Here is a 12,635-nt window from a genome sequence, read left to right on the forward strand (position 1 = left end):
TCAACTCCTCTTGTGTCGTGCAGCTGCATGCCGGCGCGCGAAGTCGGCGGCCAGATCAGCAAGGGTGATTTCCGCAAACCGCTTGAGAAGCAGCGCCTCTGCCTCTGCCAACGTGCCTTCGAGCGCGGTATTCACCACCTGCTCGACCAGGCAATCCGGGGCTTCGTTGCGGTTGCCGATGGCAAACATCGCGGGCTCGCCCAGCGCTTCGTGCAACTGCCGCAGGGTGATGGAGCCAAGGTCGGCATGGATGCGCCATCCACCCGCGTGGCCTCGTTCCGAGGTCACGATGCCCGCTTGTCGCAGATAACCCATGGTGCGCCGGACGACGACCGGATTGGTGACCAAGCATTGCGCCAGGGTTTCCGAAGTGACGGGACCCTCCTGCTCGGCCATGTGCAGCAGCGCATGCAGGACGGAGGACAGCCGGCTATCACGATTCATGTAACTAATGATGTTTCGTATTGAGCTGTGTGTCAAGGCAAGACAGTTGCTGAGGTCACCGATCTGGATGGTTGATCCGGGCCTGCACATGCTGCGCACTTGCCGACAGCATGTGCGTGGCCGAGTGGGCGCGGGCGCCGCCGACAGGCTGACCTTTACATGCCAGGCCAGCCTTCAAAGCAATCTCGACGCGCCATGTCGTGCTGCAGGCGCAGGGCGAGGCTGGCAAAGCGCCGACACTGATTCCGTTGGTGGCGATCCCTCGAAGCGGCCCAAGGTAGAGCCAAATCCGTGCCCTATTTGGACTTGCGGCCACCAGACTGTTTTCACCGAACGCCTGACGCCAGCCATCCTTGTCCGCGATCGGCTTGTCCCGGCCCTGGTCTCCGACACCGAACATCCATGCCCCTTGCCTGCGAGCCAGATTGGCAGCGTCTCGGAATCGGGAGTCGAGGCAGACAGCGGCACCGCTGTTCACGCCAGCGCGGCGCCAGCCTGGCCAGCCAGGCAGCAACCATGCTCTTGTCGGCCAAGCCCGCTCCATAGCGCGAATCTACGTGAACCGAAGCCGCCAGACCATCCGAAGCCCCCTCAACATGCCTGCAATTCATACAAACGTTTGAAGTATACTCAAGCGCATGCCGTCGCCCGGACCGGCGTTCGGGCCTATCGCGCCGTCGCGGCCACGGCTGTCGAACGAAGTTCGATCAAGTACGATCAGGACAGCCGACACGTCCTGACCAGCAAAGGAGTGGGTTATGAGTGATCGTTATCTTCGTTTCGTGGAAAGCGGTTTCGGACGCTGGTTCAGCCGCAAGGCCGGGCTGCCCCAACCCGTGCAACTGCTGCGCGCCGCTGCCGGCGAGCCCAGGCTGCCGACCTTGCTGGGCGGCAGCGCTGACAGTCCTCTGCAAGCCAGCCTGAGGGCCCAGCTGGCGGCCATGAATCTGCCGGATGCCCCCTACGCCCCCAAGGTCCACGCACTGGTGTTTGACGCCAGCGGCCTGACATCCGTTGAAGCCCTCGCCGAGCTGTACCGTTTTTTCCACACGCATGTGAAACGGGTCGCCAGCAATGGCCGTATTCTGGTGCTCGGCCTGCCGCCGGAACAGGCCACGGATGAATCCGTCCGGATCGCGCAGCGCGCCCTGGAAGGCTTTGTCCGCTCGGTCGGCAAGGAACTGCGCCGCGGCATCACCGCCCAGCTGCTGTATGTGGACCCGGCCGACCCGGCAGCCATCAACAGCAGCCTGCGGTTCTTCCTGTCCTACCGCTCGGCCTATGTATCAGGACAGGTCGTGCGGATCGGCCCGCCCCCGGCCGCGGCCGTCCCCGCCACCGATCCGGCCCGGCCCCTGCAAGGCAAACGCGCCCTGGTCACCGGCGCTTCGCGCGGCATCGGCAAGTCCATCGCCCAGGTATTGGCCCGCCAGGGCACCGAACTGGTGGCTCTGGATGTGCCTGCGGCCGAAAACGGGCTGCGGGAAATCGCCCATCGTACCGGCGGTCAATACGTGGCGCTCGACATCACCGCCGCCGATGCCGGCGCGCAGCTGCTGAAGCATGGCCCCTTCGATATCGTGGTCCACAATGCCGGCATCACCCGCGACCGGACCTTGGCCAAGATGAGCGAGGCCGAATGGTCCAGCGTCATGGCCGTAAATCTGCTGGCGCCGCAACGCCTGACCGAAGCCTTGCTGCAAGGTGACGGCCTCAAGCCCCAGGCCGCCGTAGTCTGCGTTTCATCGATCTCGGGCATTGCCGGCAATCTGGGCCAGACCAACTACGCCGCCTCCAAGGCCGGCATCATCGGTCTGGTGCAGTCATTGGCTCCACGCCTGGCGGCCATCGGAGGCAGCATCAATGCCGTGGCGCCGGGCTTTATCGAAACCGAGATGACCGCCAAGATTCCGCTGGGCATCCGGGAAGCCGGCCGTCGTCTGAATTCCATGTCGCAGGGCGGCCTGCCCGTCGATGTGGCCGAAACCATCGCCTGGCTGGCCGATCCCGCCTCCCGCGGCGTCAACGGCCAGATCGTCCGCGTCTGCGGCCAAAGCCTGCTCGGAGCCTGATGATGCAGCCCATCCATGCTTTTCCACATCGCGTGCAAGCCGTCGATCTGCCGCTGCCGCGCAAGCAGTTGCTGTGGCGCGCGGTCCGCAGCAGCCGCAAGCATTCCGGGCCGGAGGCCGAGCTGCCGCTGACCGTGCTGGAACAGGCTTCGGCACCGATACGCGCCAGTGAAGTCGCCGATTACGCCCAGGTCTGTCAGCTGCCCTCGACCACCTTGGTACCCTTGACCTATCCGCATATCCTGGCCTTTCCGCTGCAGATGCAATTGCTGATCGAGCCGGACTTCCCCTATGCCGCCGTCGGCCTGGTCCATATCGCCAACACCATACGCCAGCATCGCCCGCTGGCCAGCGGGCAGGCCTTGAAGCTGCAGGTGCAGGCCACTCGCCAGCTGGCCCATCCCAAGGGACAGCTGATCGTGCTGAAGACCGAAGCGGCCCTCGCCGGCGAGCTGGCCTGGGAAAGCGAGAGCGTGTATCTGTCACGCAGCGTGCGCCATCCGCAGGGGCCGGCCTTTCCTTCCGAGCCCGCCAGCAGCGAAACCCTCACCGAGCTTGAGTCATGGACGCTGCCGGCCGATCTGGGCCGGCGATATGCCAAGGTGGCCGGCGACTACAACCCCATCCACCTGTATCCATGGACGGCGCGTCTGTTCGGCTATCCCCGCGCCATCGCCCACGGCATGTGGAGCAAGGCACGTGCGCTGGGAAGCTTGCTGCCCAAGGCCCAGCTGGCCACGGCCGAAGTCAGTGTCCGCTTCAAGACGCCGGCCCTGCTGCCGGGCAAGGCCAGCCTGCTGGCCACGGCCGATCATCAGCATTTCGCGGTCCACCGGGCCGGCACCGAGGTGCCTCATCTCTCCGGCCATCTGCAAGGAGTTGCCACCGTATGAGTTCGCCTTCATTTGCGCCCCCCGCGGCCCGCCGGGTCGCTATTCTGGGCGGCAACCGGATTCCGTTTGCCCGCGCCAATACCGCCTATGCCCAAGCCAGCAATCAGGACATGCTGACCGCCGCGCTGCAAGGCCTGGTGGATCGCTTCAAGCTGAGTGGCGAACGGCTGGGCGAATTCGCCGCCGGTGCCGTGCTCAAGCATTCGCGCGATTTCAATCTGGCCCGCGAAACTCTGATGTCGACCACCCTGTCGCCGGAAACCCCGGCCTACGACATCCAGCAGGCCTGCGGCACCGGCCTGGAAGCGGCCATCCTGGTTGCCAACAAGATCGCCCTCGGCCAGATCGAGGTCGGCATTGCCGGCGGTGTCGACACGGCCTCGGATGCGCCCATCGCCATCAACGAGAAGCTGCGCAAGATCCTGTTGAAAGCCAACCGGGCCCGCGATCTCGGCGGCCGGCTGAAAGCCTTTTCGGCACTGCGTCCCGATATGTTCTTCAAGCCGCAGCTGCCCCGCAACGGCGAGCCGCGCACCGGCCTGTCGATGGGCCAGCACTGCGAATTGATGGCCAAATACTGGGATATCCCGCGTGCCGCCCAGGATGAACTGGCGCTGCGCAGCCACCACAATCTGGCGGCGGCTTACGATCGCGGCTTCTTCGACGACCTGATCACCCCGTTCCGCGACCTGAAGCGCGACAACAATCTGCGGGCGGACAGCACGCTGGAGAAGCTGGCCAGCCTGAAACCCGCCTATGACCGCCAAGCCGGCACGCTGACCGCCGGCAATTCCACGCCGCTGACCGATGGCGCCTCCACCGTGCTGCTGGCCAGCGAGGAGTGGGCCAAGGCCCATGACCTGCCGGTGCTGGCCTGGCTGCGCACCGGCGAAACCGCCGCCGTGGACTTTGCCAGCGGCAAGGAAGGTCTGCTGATGGCACCGGCCTATGCGGTGCCTCGGATGCTGGCTCGGGAAGGCCTGAGCCTGCAGGATTTTGACCTGTACGAGATCCACGAAGCCTTTGCCGCCCAGGTACTGTGCACGCTGAAGGCCTGGGAGTCGCCGGATTTCGCGCGCAACCGGCTGGGCCTGGAGGCGCCGCTGGGCGCGATCGACCAGAGCAAGATGAACATCAACGGCGGCTCGCTGGGTACCGGCCATCCGTTTGCCGCGACCGGCGGACGGATTCTGGCCGGCCTGGCCAAAGAGCTGGCCCAGCGTGGCAGCGGTCGCGGACTGATTTCGATCTGTGCCGCCGGCGGTCTGGGCGTGGTCGCCATCATCGAGCGCTGAGTGCCACCGGCGTCGATCTGATCAGCCCTGCGCCTGCAACGGAGGTCTGCGCCTTCGTTGCAGGTCTGGCCGCGCGGGCCGCCTTGCCTTGGCATCCCTGCCGGGCGGGCACCCGAACATGCGGACATAGTCGCGACTGAACTGCGAAGCGCTGCGGTAGCCGGTGGCATAGGCAGCCACTTCGGCCTTGAGCCACTCTCCCTGCATCAAGCGCCGCGCCTCCAGCAGCCGCAGCTGCTTCTGGTACTGGATCGGAGTCAGGGACGTGACAGCCTTGAACTGCCGATGAAAGGCCGAGGGGCTGAGGCCTGCCACCGCAGCCAGTGCCTGGATGCCCAAAGGCCGGGCGAACTGCAGACGCAACAGATGGATGGCCTGCAGGATGCGTCCTCGCCGCGTATGCGCCAACATCATCGCCGCGATTCCAGGCCCCTGCTCCCCCGCCAGAAGTTCATAGCAGATTTCGCGCAACACCAGCGGCGCCACCACAGGCACAGCCTGAGGCCGATCCAGCAGGCGGACCAGTCGCGTCAGCGAATCCGTCAGCAATGATCCTGCCGAAATGACACGCGCCCCGCCCTCAAAGGCCGGCGATTCACCGGGGGGCACAGGCATCTGCTCCAGAACCTCCTGCAAAATCCGCGGACAGAGCTCCAGCACCAGTCCCAGAAACGGCTGCTGCGGCGTCGCCCTGACAACCTGCCCCACCGAAGGCATCTCCACGGTCACGAGCAAGGCCTCGCCGGCACGATAATGATGCTGCTCGCTGCCGAAGCTGGTCCATTTCTCACCCTGAGCCACCACGCACAGCGCGGGTTTCGCGATGCGATGACTGGGGGTCCGGGCCTGTGCGCTGCGAAGCAACAGCAGCCCGTCAATCGCCGTGGCCAGAAACGGCTGATCCGACAGCCCATCGGCATGGGCCGCAATGGCGGCGACCAGATTGTTCATCTTGCCCTCAATCAAAACCTCGTACCAGTCAGGCAGGAACAGGCAAGAAATGACCAGTTCACGGCACCGAAGACCGAAGAAGATGCCACATAGTGCAAGAACTGCAAACACGAACCGGAGTTCTCATGCCCTCTTCCAACCGAATCGCCCTGGTCACCGGCGGCAGCCGCGGGCTGGGCCGCAATACCTGCGAACAACTTGCCAGGCGTGGTCTGGATGTCATCCTTACCTATCACCGACGCGACGACGAAGCCACGGAGGTGGTATCGCGTCTTCGCGCCCAGGGCCGTCAGGCGGCAGCCCTGCCTCTGGACTGCGGTGACAGCACCTTGTTTTCAGGATTTGCCCAGGCCGTGCAGTCGACGCTGACGGAGTTTGGCGCAAGCCGGTTCGATGTACTGGTCAACAATGCCGGCATCTCTCACCATGCCGCCTTCTCCGATGCCCTGGAGCAAGATCTGGATGCGCTTTATCGGATCCATTTCAAAGGCGTCTATCTGCTGACCCAGCAACTGCTGCCCTTGCTGAGCGATGGCGGCCATATCGTGAACATCTCTTCCGGCCTGACCCGCATCATCTATCCCGGCAGCAGCGCCTATGCCGCCATGAAAGGGGCGGTGGAGATACTCAGCCGGTATCAGGCCAAGGAACTGGGTCCGCGCCGGATCAGGGTCAACGTGGTCGCACCCGGCGCCGTCCAGACCGACTTCAGCGGCGGCATCGTGCGTGACGACCCGGTGGTGAACCGACGCATCTCGGCTGTGACAGCCCTGGGCCGTCCCGGCCTGCCCGAGGATATCGGGCCGATGATCGCCTCTCTGGTCTCCGAGGACAACCGATGGATCAATGCGCAGCGGATCGAGGTCTCCGGCGGCATGGCGATCTGAGCTCGAAGCCCCGCTGGGCGCGATCGATGACAGCAAGATAAACATCAATGGCGGCGCGCTGAGTACCGGCCATCGGTTTGCCGCGACCGGCGGACGGATGCTGGCCGGCCTGGCCAAGGAGCTGGCCCAGCGTGACCGCGGTCGCGGACTGATTTCGATCTGTGCCACCGGTGGTCTGGGCGTGGTCGCCATCGTTGAGCGTTGAGCGGCTGGCGTGGCCGCCACCACGCCGACCATGGACTTGCGACCGGCAGCAGGCCTTCGGGCCCAGCCGACCTCAAGCCTTGGTCAAAATATCCCTTGCCGCAGTTCCTGATTCGGGAATGCTTATGCCCCAGCCGTGTCAGCCGGGACAACGTCGACAACTCGCCCTCAAAAGCTTGCGCCCCCTCAATCGACGCGATGACCATGCTCCCACGGACTTCCATCCAGCTGAATGGTCAGATGCTCAATGAACCGGCGAAGCTTCAACGATACATGCCGCTTGCTCGGAAACACCGCGTAAATGGCCAACTCCGCTGTCGCGTGATCCGGCAACAATTGGCGAAGCAGTCCACGGGCGATATATTCGCCAAACACGAAACTTGGGCCATACGCCACCCCGGCACCGGCCAGCGCTGCCGCCAGCAGCATCTGCATATCGTCTGCGGCGAGCCGGATCGCGCCTTCCAGCCGATGACTCCGGCCGGCCGGATCCGTGATGCTCCAATCCCCCAGAGAGATGGCTTCGGTGAAGGCAAGCCGAGGTGCATGGCGGAGTGTTTCGAGACTGGCAGTTTCACCCAGCCGTGCCAGCAACGCAGGCGCTGCGCAGAACACCATCCGGCATTCAGCAAGTCGCCTCGCGACGAGATCGGAATCGCCCAGACGTCCGATGCGGATGGCCACGTCAATGTCCTCGGCCAGCAGATCGACATAGCGGTCACTTAAAAGAGTTTCCACCGAAACCTCAGGATACTCGGCAAGAAAACTGGCCACCACGGGCCCCAGATGCAGTGCAGCGAAGGTCGTCGGCGCGGCCACCCGCAGCCTTCCTCGCACCTGCTGTTGCGTCTCCTGCGCCTCGCAATTCGCCTCCTCGTAGTCATCAAGCAGTCGCTTGCAGCGCCGGTAGTAAGTCTGCCCCACCTCAGTCAAGGCCAGCCTGCGGGTGCTGCGCTGAAGTAGTCGAGCCTGCAGCTGTGCTTCGATAGCAGACACATGCTTACCCGCCATCGATGGTGACAAGCCATGTCGCCGTGCGGCCGCAACCAGGCTGCCCTCTTCGACAGCCGTGACGAACACGGCCATGCTCTTTAATCGATCCATAACTTTCATCCGATAGCACTGTTATCAGATCTATATCATCAAGAATGGATTATCAATCATGGGGAACGGGTTCAAGCTGATGCGATCGTCAGGCACGGCCTGACAGACACAGCGACCAGGACTTGAAATATGAAAATCACATGCAACGGGATCAATATCCACGTCAACGCACAAGGCGAAAATGGCCAGGCACTGGTCTTTCTGCACTACTGGGGGGGCTCGTCACGTACTTGGAAGCACGTCCAGAGTGTACTCAGTCCGACGTTCCGGACTTTCGCCCTCGATCACCGCGGCTGGGGCGAGTCTGATGCCCCCGCCGAAGGCTATGGACTGACCGAGCTGGCCGATGATGCCATGGGCGTGATCGCCGCTCTGGGCCTGTCGTCTTATGTACTTGTCGGCCATTCAATGGGCGGCAAGGTCGCTCAGCTGATAGCCTCAAGACGCCCTTCAGAGCTTGCCGGGCTTATTTTGATTGCACCCGCTCCGCCATCGCCGATGGCCTTGCCCGAAGCCGCACGTACTGCGATGACCCATGCCTATGACAGCCGTGCCTCGGTGGAAGCCACCCTCGACCAGGTGCTGACGGCCCGGCCGATTTCCAGGGAGGATCGCGAACAAGTCATCTCAGACAGCCTGCGTGCTGCGGCAGCGGCAAAACATGCGTGGCCGATGGCGAGCAGTCAGCAAGATATCAGCAAACAAGTGGAGCACATCGAAGTCCCCACTCTGGTCGTGGCCGGCGAGCTGGATCGCGTCGATCCCCCCGAAATACTGCGCCAAAGCTTACTCGCGCACCTGCCACATGCGGTCATGGAGGTTCTGCCGGGAACCGGACATCTGGCCATGCTGGAAGCGCCTGACGCAGTGGCTGCAGCCATCGAAAACTTCTGCCAACGCCTGCCAGCAGTCGCTTGATGTCCGCCAGCTCCCCCATCCGTTGAGCAATGCCTGCCAAGGACCGGCTCCACTACCCCGGTGCGCCATGCCGGGGAGTACGAAGCGATACGATAGTGCGGAGTCCAGCCGGCAGCAGACCAGGCCCTCGAAGCCTGGTCTGCACGGCATCCAGCACGCCTGCGGAAGTCTCCGCATCGCGGTCGGCCTGCTCCGGATCAGGCGGCCGACGACGGCGCCTGGCCGAATCCTGTCAAGCCGGCCTTGGCCGCCTCGGCCAGCGCGGCGGCGCGTTCAGCGCCCAGATAACGAACCCGCTTGGAAGGCTTCAGATTGGCCAGATCAAGCATCACCAGGCCATCGACGCAACCGGAAAAATCCGGATCCTCGCCGAAATCCAGAAACTGCACGCCTTGCGGATCGACCAGGTCGACATACTGGCGATAAAGCACCGGCAGGGTTACGCCGAGAGCATCGAGGTGGTTCTTCAATTTGCCCAGACCGGCGGCCGGATCCAGTCCGTCCAACGCCTGATTGACGCCCTCTACCACCTCCGGCGACACCACGAATGGCTGTCTGGCCTTGGCCAGGCCGCTGACTCCGAAATAATGGCGATGCGCGGCAGCAATCCATTCGCGCGCCTCGCGCGGCAGACTGACCGACATGCTGACCGGACCGAATACGTAACGGACTTCGGCATGTCGCTGCAGATACAGGCCGATACCCTGCCACAGTTGGTCCAGCGCCCGCGAACGCCAGAAAGCCGGTGCGATGAAGCTGCGGCCCAGCTCCATGCCCTGCTCCAGCCGCGATTCAAGAGCCGGTGAATAATTGAAGAGGCTGGCGCTGTACAGCGCGGAAATTCCACCGCGAGCCAGCAGTTTGCCGCCATGACCGAGTCGATACGAGCCGACGATGCGCAGACTGACCGGGTCCCACAGCAGCAGATGCTCGTAATGCACATCGTAAGCGTCGAGGTCGCGCAGCATGCCGGTGCCCTCGCCGACCCGCCGGAAGGTCAGCTCGCGCAGACGTCCTATTTCGCGCAGAACCACACTGTCGGCGGCACCGGGAAACAGCCACAGCTGCTTGCCGTCCGGCACGGTCGAGAGCTTCTCGCCCTGGGCCATCAGTTCGGCGGCGACCTGATCCGCCCGCTCGGGCAAGGCCAGCGGCGCCTGACCACCGAAGATCAGGCCGCGATGACGGCCGACACGATAGACATGGCGACGCATCAGGCGGGCCGCCCGCAATACCGAGTCACCGGATTTCTGGCGCAGCTCGGCCGCATCGATGGCCCGCCCCACGCTGATGCTGAGTCGACGACTGACCGGCGAAGTCGCTTCGCGCGGCAGCATCGCCGTGCTCAGCGGCTTGGCCAGCAGCGAAAGACCGTAGAACATCGCCGAATTCCGCGCGCCGATATGGATCGGCAGCACCTGCGCCCCCGTCTTGAAGGCAATCCGCGCGAAGCCGTCCGACCAGCGACCGTCGCGAACGCCGCCGGCCCGCATCCGCGAGACCTCGCCGGCCGGGAAGATGATCAGCGCCTGCCCCTGGTCCAGGCAACGATAGATAGCCCGCAGACGCGAGCCCGCCCCCTTGCTGAACACATCCACCGGCAGCAGCAGTCGTTTCAGCGGGGGCACCGCCGCCAGCCAGTCGTTGCCCAGGATCTTCACATCGCGACGCACCGAACCGACCAGCTGCAGCAAGGTCAGGGCATCGCTCATGCCCAGCGGATGATTGGCCACGATCAGCAACGGCCCCTCCACCGGAATGTTTTCCAGCTCGCGCGGATTGACGCGATGACCGACGCCCAGGCATTCCAGCCCGCGATCAACGAAATCAAAACCCTCGGCCGCGCCGCATTCGCGCAGGATGTGATTGAACCTGTCTTCGTCCGCCAGCCGTTCCAGCATCCCCAACACCGGGCGCTTGATACGGGGGTAGCGCGCAAGCCAAGGCATCCGCTCCATCAAGGTCTGTTCCACTTTGAACATGACCGCCTCCTAGAAACTTGCCATCTATCCTTGCCGGCGATTATGACAGCAGGATGATGAAAAAAATCATGAATTACACCATGTTGTCGAAAAAGCCGGCGGCTTACTTCGCCATGTGCAGATAACTCTCCAGCCCGGCCAGGAACATCTGCACCGACAAGGCGATCAGCAGCATGCCCATCACCCGCTCCAGTGCCGTCAGCACACTGCGGCCCAGCCAGCGGAACAGATAGGCCGAAGACAGCAGAATCAGCGCCGTCGCCAGCCAGGCGGCAAACAAGGCCATCGCCCAATCGGCCGTACGACCCGGCTGACTGTCGGTCAGCAGCAACAAGGCCGCCATCGCCGAAGGCCCGGCCACGCCGGGAATGGCCAGCGGCACGATAAAAGGCTCGCCGCCTTCATTCTTGCCGAAAATGCCGCCATCTCCGGCCGGCGGAAACACCATTTTGATACCGATCAGAAACAGCACGATACCGCCGGCGATACTGATCGATTCCTGCTTCAGGCTCAACAGATGCAGAATGTGCTGGCCACCCAGCAGAAACACCAGCAGCACCGCCAGCGCGATCAGCAGTTCACGCACCATCACCGGCACCCGCCGCTCGGCCGGGACATCCTTCAACAAGCCAAGAAAAATCGGAATATTGCCGAGCGGATCCATGATCAAAAACAAAAGGATCCCGGCCGACAACGTCGTCATCTGCGCTTCCATCACTCTCCACCCCTGGCCATCACGTCCTGCGGATGCCGGTCAATCACCAAAACCCGGGACCATCGCCTGCGACGATGGCAGCCCGCCTCTTTCAAGCACCGCGTTCAGACCGTCATCGACAACTCAGGGCACCGCCAGTACATCCGCCATCATCCTGCCCAGCTCGCCGGCCTGATGCAGTTCCTCGATCACGTCGCAGCCCCCCATCAATTCGCCCTGCACGAACAGCTGGGGAAAGGTCGAGAGATTGGAGAAATGCGGCAAAGCCGAGCGGATCTGGGGGTCGGCCTGCACATTGACCGTCTGGAAACGGGCCCCGGTTGCCGTCAGCGCCTGCGCCGCCCGGGCGGAAAAATCGCACATCGGCCATGCCGGCGTCCCCTTCATGAAGAGCACGACGGGATGTTCGACGAGGATGGCTTTGATACGCTCGTTGACGTCCATAGCGGGCCTTCAATCTCCGACCAATCGGAATTGTCGGTATTGTAGCAGCGAGATCACTTCGCTGCCGGGGTGGACCTGCTATCCTAGTCCACTCCCCCCAGCCACCGCTAAGGAGCTGCCATCATGGCGTTTGAACTTCCGCCCCTGCCGTACGAAAAGAATGCGCTTGAGCCGACCATCTCGGCCGAAACCATCGAATTCCATTACGGCAAGCATCATCAGTCGTATGTGACCAATCTCAACAATCTGGTCAAGGGCACCGAATTCGAGAATGCCGACCTGGTCGACGTGATCAAGAAGGCCTCCGGCGGCGTTTTCAACAATGCGGCCCAGATCTGGAACCACACCTTCTACTGGAACTCGCTGAGCCCCAACGGCGGCGGCGCCCCGACCGGCAAGCTGGCCGACGCCATCAACAGCGCCTTCGGCTCGCTGGACAAGTTCAAGGAAGAATTCAGCAAGTCGGCTGCCGGCAACTTCGGCTCCGGCTGGACCTGGCTGGTGCAGCGTCCGGACGGTTCGCTGGCCATCGTCAACACCTCCAATGCCGCCACCCCGCTGACCGGCAGCGACACCCCGCTGCTGACCGTCGACGTGTGGGAGCATGCCTATTACATCGATTACCGCAATGCCCGTCCCAAGTATCTGGAAGAATTCTGGAAGCTGGTGAACTGGGACTTTGCCGCCAAGAACCTGGGCTGATCCCGGCAAGGCAGGGTTTCGACC

At 63.4% G+C, this 12,635-nt stretch carries 13 protein-coding genes and 1 pseudogene; 7 read left to right on the forward strand and 7 right to left on the reverse strand.

Translation table 11 applies throughout. The annotated features are described in order from the left end of the window. Both FRAAU_RS10990 and FRAAU_RS10995 read right to left on the reverse strand, forming a co-directional pair. A complete protein-coding gene (locus FRAAU_RS10990; protein ID WP_014403601.1) occupies positions 1–444 on the reverse strand; it encodes an Rrf2 family transcriptional regulator in 444 nt (147 codons plus the stop codon). A 55-nt stretch (positions 445–499) separates the two neighbouring features. Then, entirely contained in the window at positions 500–844 is a 345-nt protein-coding gene (locus tag FRAAU_RS10995) for a hypothetical protein (RefSeq protein ID WP_041270543.1), read from the reverse strand. Between the two features lie 358 nt (positions 845–1,202). Here FRAAU_RS10995 and FRAAU_RS11000 point away from each other — a divergent pair, with 358 nt between their 5' ends. Genes FRAAU_RS11000 through FRAAU_RS11010 form a run of 3 tightly spaced genes read left to right on the forward strand, consistent with a single transcriptional unit; the run spans position 1,203 to position 4,704 of the window. Next, positions 1,203–2,516, forward strand: coding sequence for a 3-oxoacyl-ACP reductase (locus FRAAU_RS11000; protein ID WP_014403603.1), 1,314 nt, complete (start codon positions 1,203–1,205; stop codon positions 2,514–2,516). Then, positions 2,516–3,409 (forward strand): MaoC family dehydratase, encoded by an 894-nt coding sequence (locus tag FRAAU_RS11005; protein WP_083841166.1) that lies wholly within the window; start codon positions 2,516–2,518, stop codon positions 3,407–3,409. The genes FRAAU_RS11000 and FRAAU_RS11005 overlap by 1 nt, the downstream gene beginning before the upstream one ends. Beyond that, a complete protein-coding gene (locus tag FRAAU_RS11010) occupies positions 3,406–4,704 on the forward strand; it encodes an acetyl-CoA C-acetyltransferase (protein WP_014403605.1) in 1,299 nt (432 codons plus the stop codon). The genes FRAAU_RS11005 and FRAAU_RS11010 overlap by 4 nt, the downstream gene beginning before the upstream one ends. 21 nt (positions 4,705–4,725) lie before the next feature. On the opposite strand, the gene FRAAU_RS11015 is transcribed toward FRAAU_RS11010, so the two are convergent. Continuing rightward, on the reverse strand, positions 4,726–5,655 hold the full coding sequence (locus tag FRAAU_RS11015) for an AraC family transcriptional regulator (protein ID WP_014403606.1): 930 nt from the start codon (positions 5,653–5,655) through the stop codon (positions 4,726–4,728). A 125-nt stretch (positions 5,656–5,780) separates the two neighbouring features. On the opposite strand from FRAAU_RS11015, the gene FRAAU_RS11020 reads away from it, so the two are divergent. Further along, positions 5,781–6,542: an SDR family NAD(P)-dependent oxidoreductase gene (locus FRAAU_RS11020; protein WP_014403607.1), complete on the forward strand. Its 762-nt coding sequence runs from the start codon at positions 5,781–5,783 to the stop codon at positions 6,540–6,542. Further along, a pseudogene (locus tag FRAAU_RS11025) lies at positions 6,529–6,747 on the forward strand (acetyl-CoA C-acetyltransferase); the annotation flags it as partial. The gene FRAAU_RS11020 and the pseudogene FRAAU_RS11025, both read left to right, overlap by 14 nt. 185 nt (positions 6,748–6,932) lie before the next feature. Here FRAAU_RS11025 and FRAAU_RS11030 read toward each other — a convergent pair. After that, a complete protein-coding gene (locus FRAAU_RS11030; RefSeq protein ID WP_014403608.1) occupies positions 6,933–7,850 on the reverse strand; it encodes a LysR family transcriptional regulator in 918 nt (305 codons plus the stop codon). Between the two features lie 129 nt (positions 7,851–7,979). Between FRAAU_RS11030 and FRAAU_RS11035 the strand changes: the two genes are divergently transcribed. Then, on the forward strand, positions 7,980–8,768 hold the full coding sequence (locus FRAAU_RS11035; protein ID WP_014403609.1) for an alpha/beta fold hydrolase: 789 nt from the start codon (positions 7,980–7,982) through the stop codon (positions 8,766–8,768). A gap of 197 nt (positions 8,769–8,965) precedes the next feature. On the opposite strand, the gene olsF is transcribed toward FRAAU_RS11035, so the two are convergent. The 3 genes from olsF to grxD all read right to left on the reverse strand — a co-directional run bounded on the left by olsF (position 8,966) and on the right by grxD (position 11,909). Continuing rightward, entirely contained in the window at positions 8,966–10,750 is a 1,785-nt protein-coding gene (gene olsF / locus FRAAU_RS11040; protein WP_014403610.1) for a bifunctional ornithine lipid synthase OlsF, read from the reverse strand. Positions 10,751–10,853: 103 nt separating this feature from the next. Next, the gene (locus FRAAU_RS11045; protein ID WP_041271074.1) at positions 10,854–11,453 is read right to left on the reverse strand and encodes a YhgN family NAAT transporter; all 600 of its coding nucleotides are present in this window, start codon (positions 11,451–11,453) and stop codon (positions 10,854–10,856) included. Positions 11,454–11,588: 135 nt separating this feature from the next. After that, positions 11,589–11,909: a Grx4 family monothiol glutaredoxin gene (gene grxD, locus FRAAU_RS11050; RefSeq protein WP_014403612.1), complete on the reverse strand. Its 321-nt coding sequence runs from the start codon at positions 11,907–11,909 to the stop codon at positions 11,589–11,591. Positions 11,910–12,032: 123 nt separating this feature from the next. On the opposite strand from grxD, the gene sodB reads away from it, so the two are divergent. Then, positions 12,033–12,611 carry a superoxide dismutase [Fe] gene (gene sodB / locus FRAAU_RS11055; protein ID WP_014403613.1) on the forward strand — a complete coding sequence of 193 codons (579 nt, stop codon included), beginning with the start codon at positions 12,033–12,035 and terminating at the stop codon, positions 12,609–12,611. Positions 12,612–12,635 lie beyond the last annotated feature (24 nt).

Origin of the sequence: Frateuria aurantia DSM 6220 (assembly GCF_000242255.2) — a bacterium.
Lineage (GTDB): Bacteria > Pseudomonadota > Gammaproteobacteria > Xanthomonadales > Rhodanobacteraceae > Frateuria > Frateuria aurantia.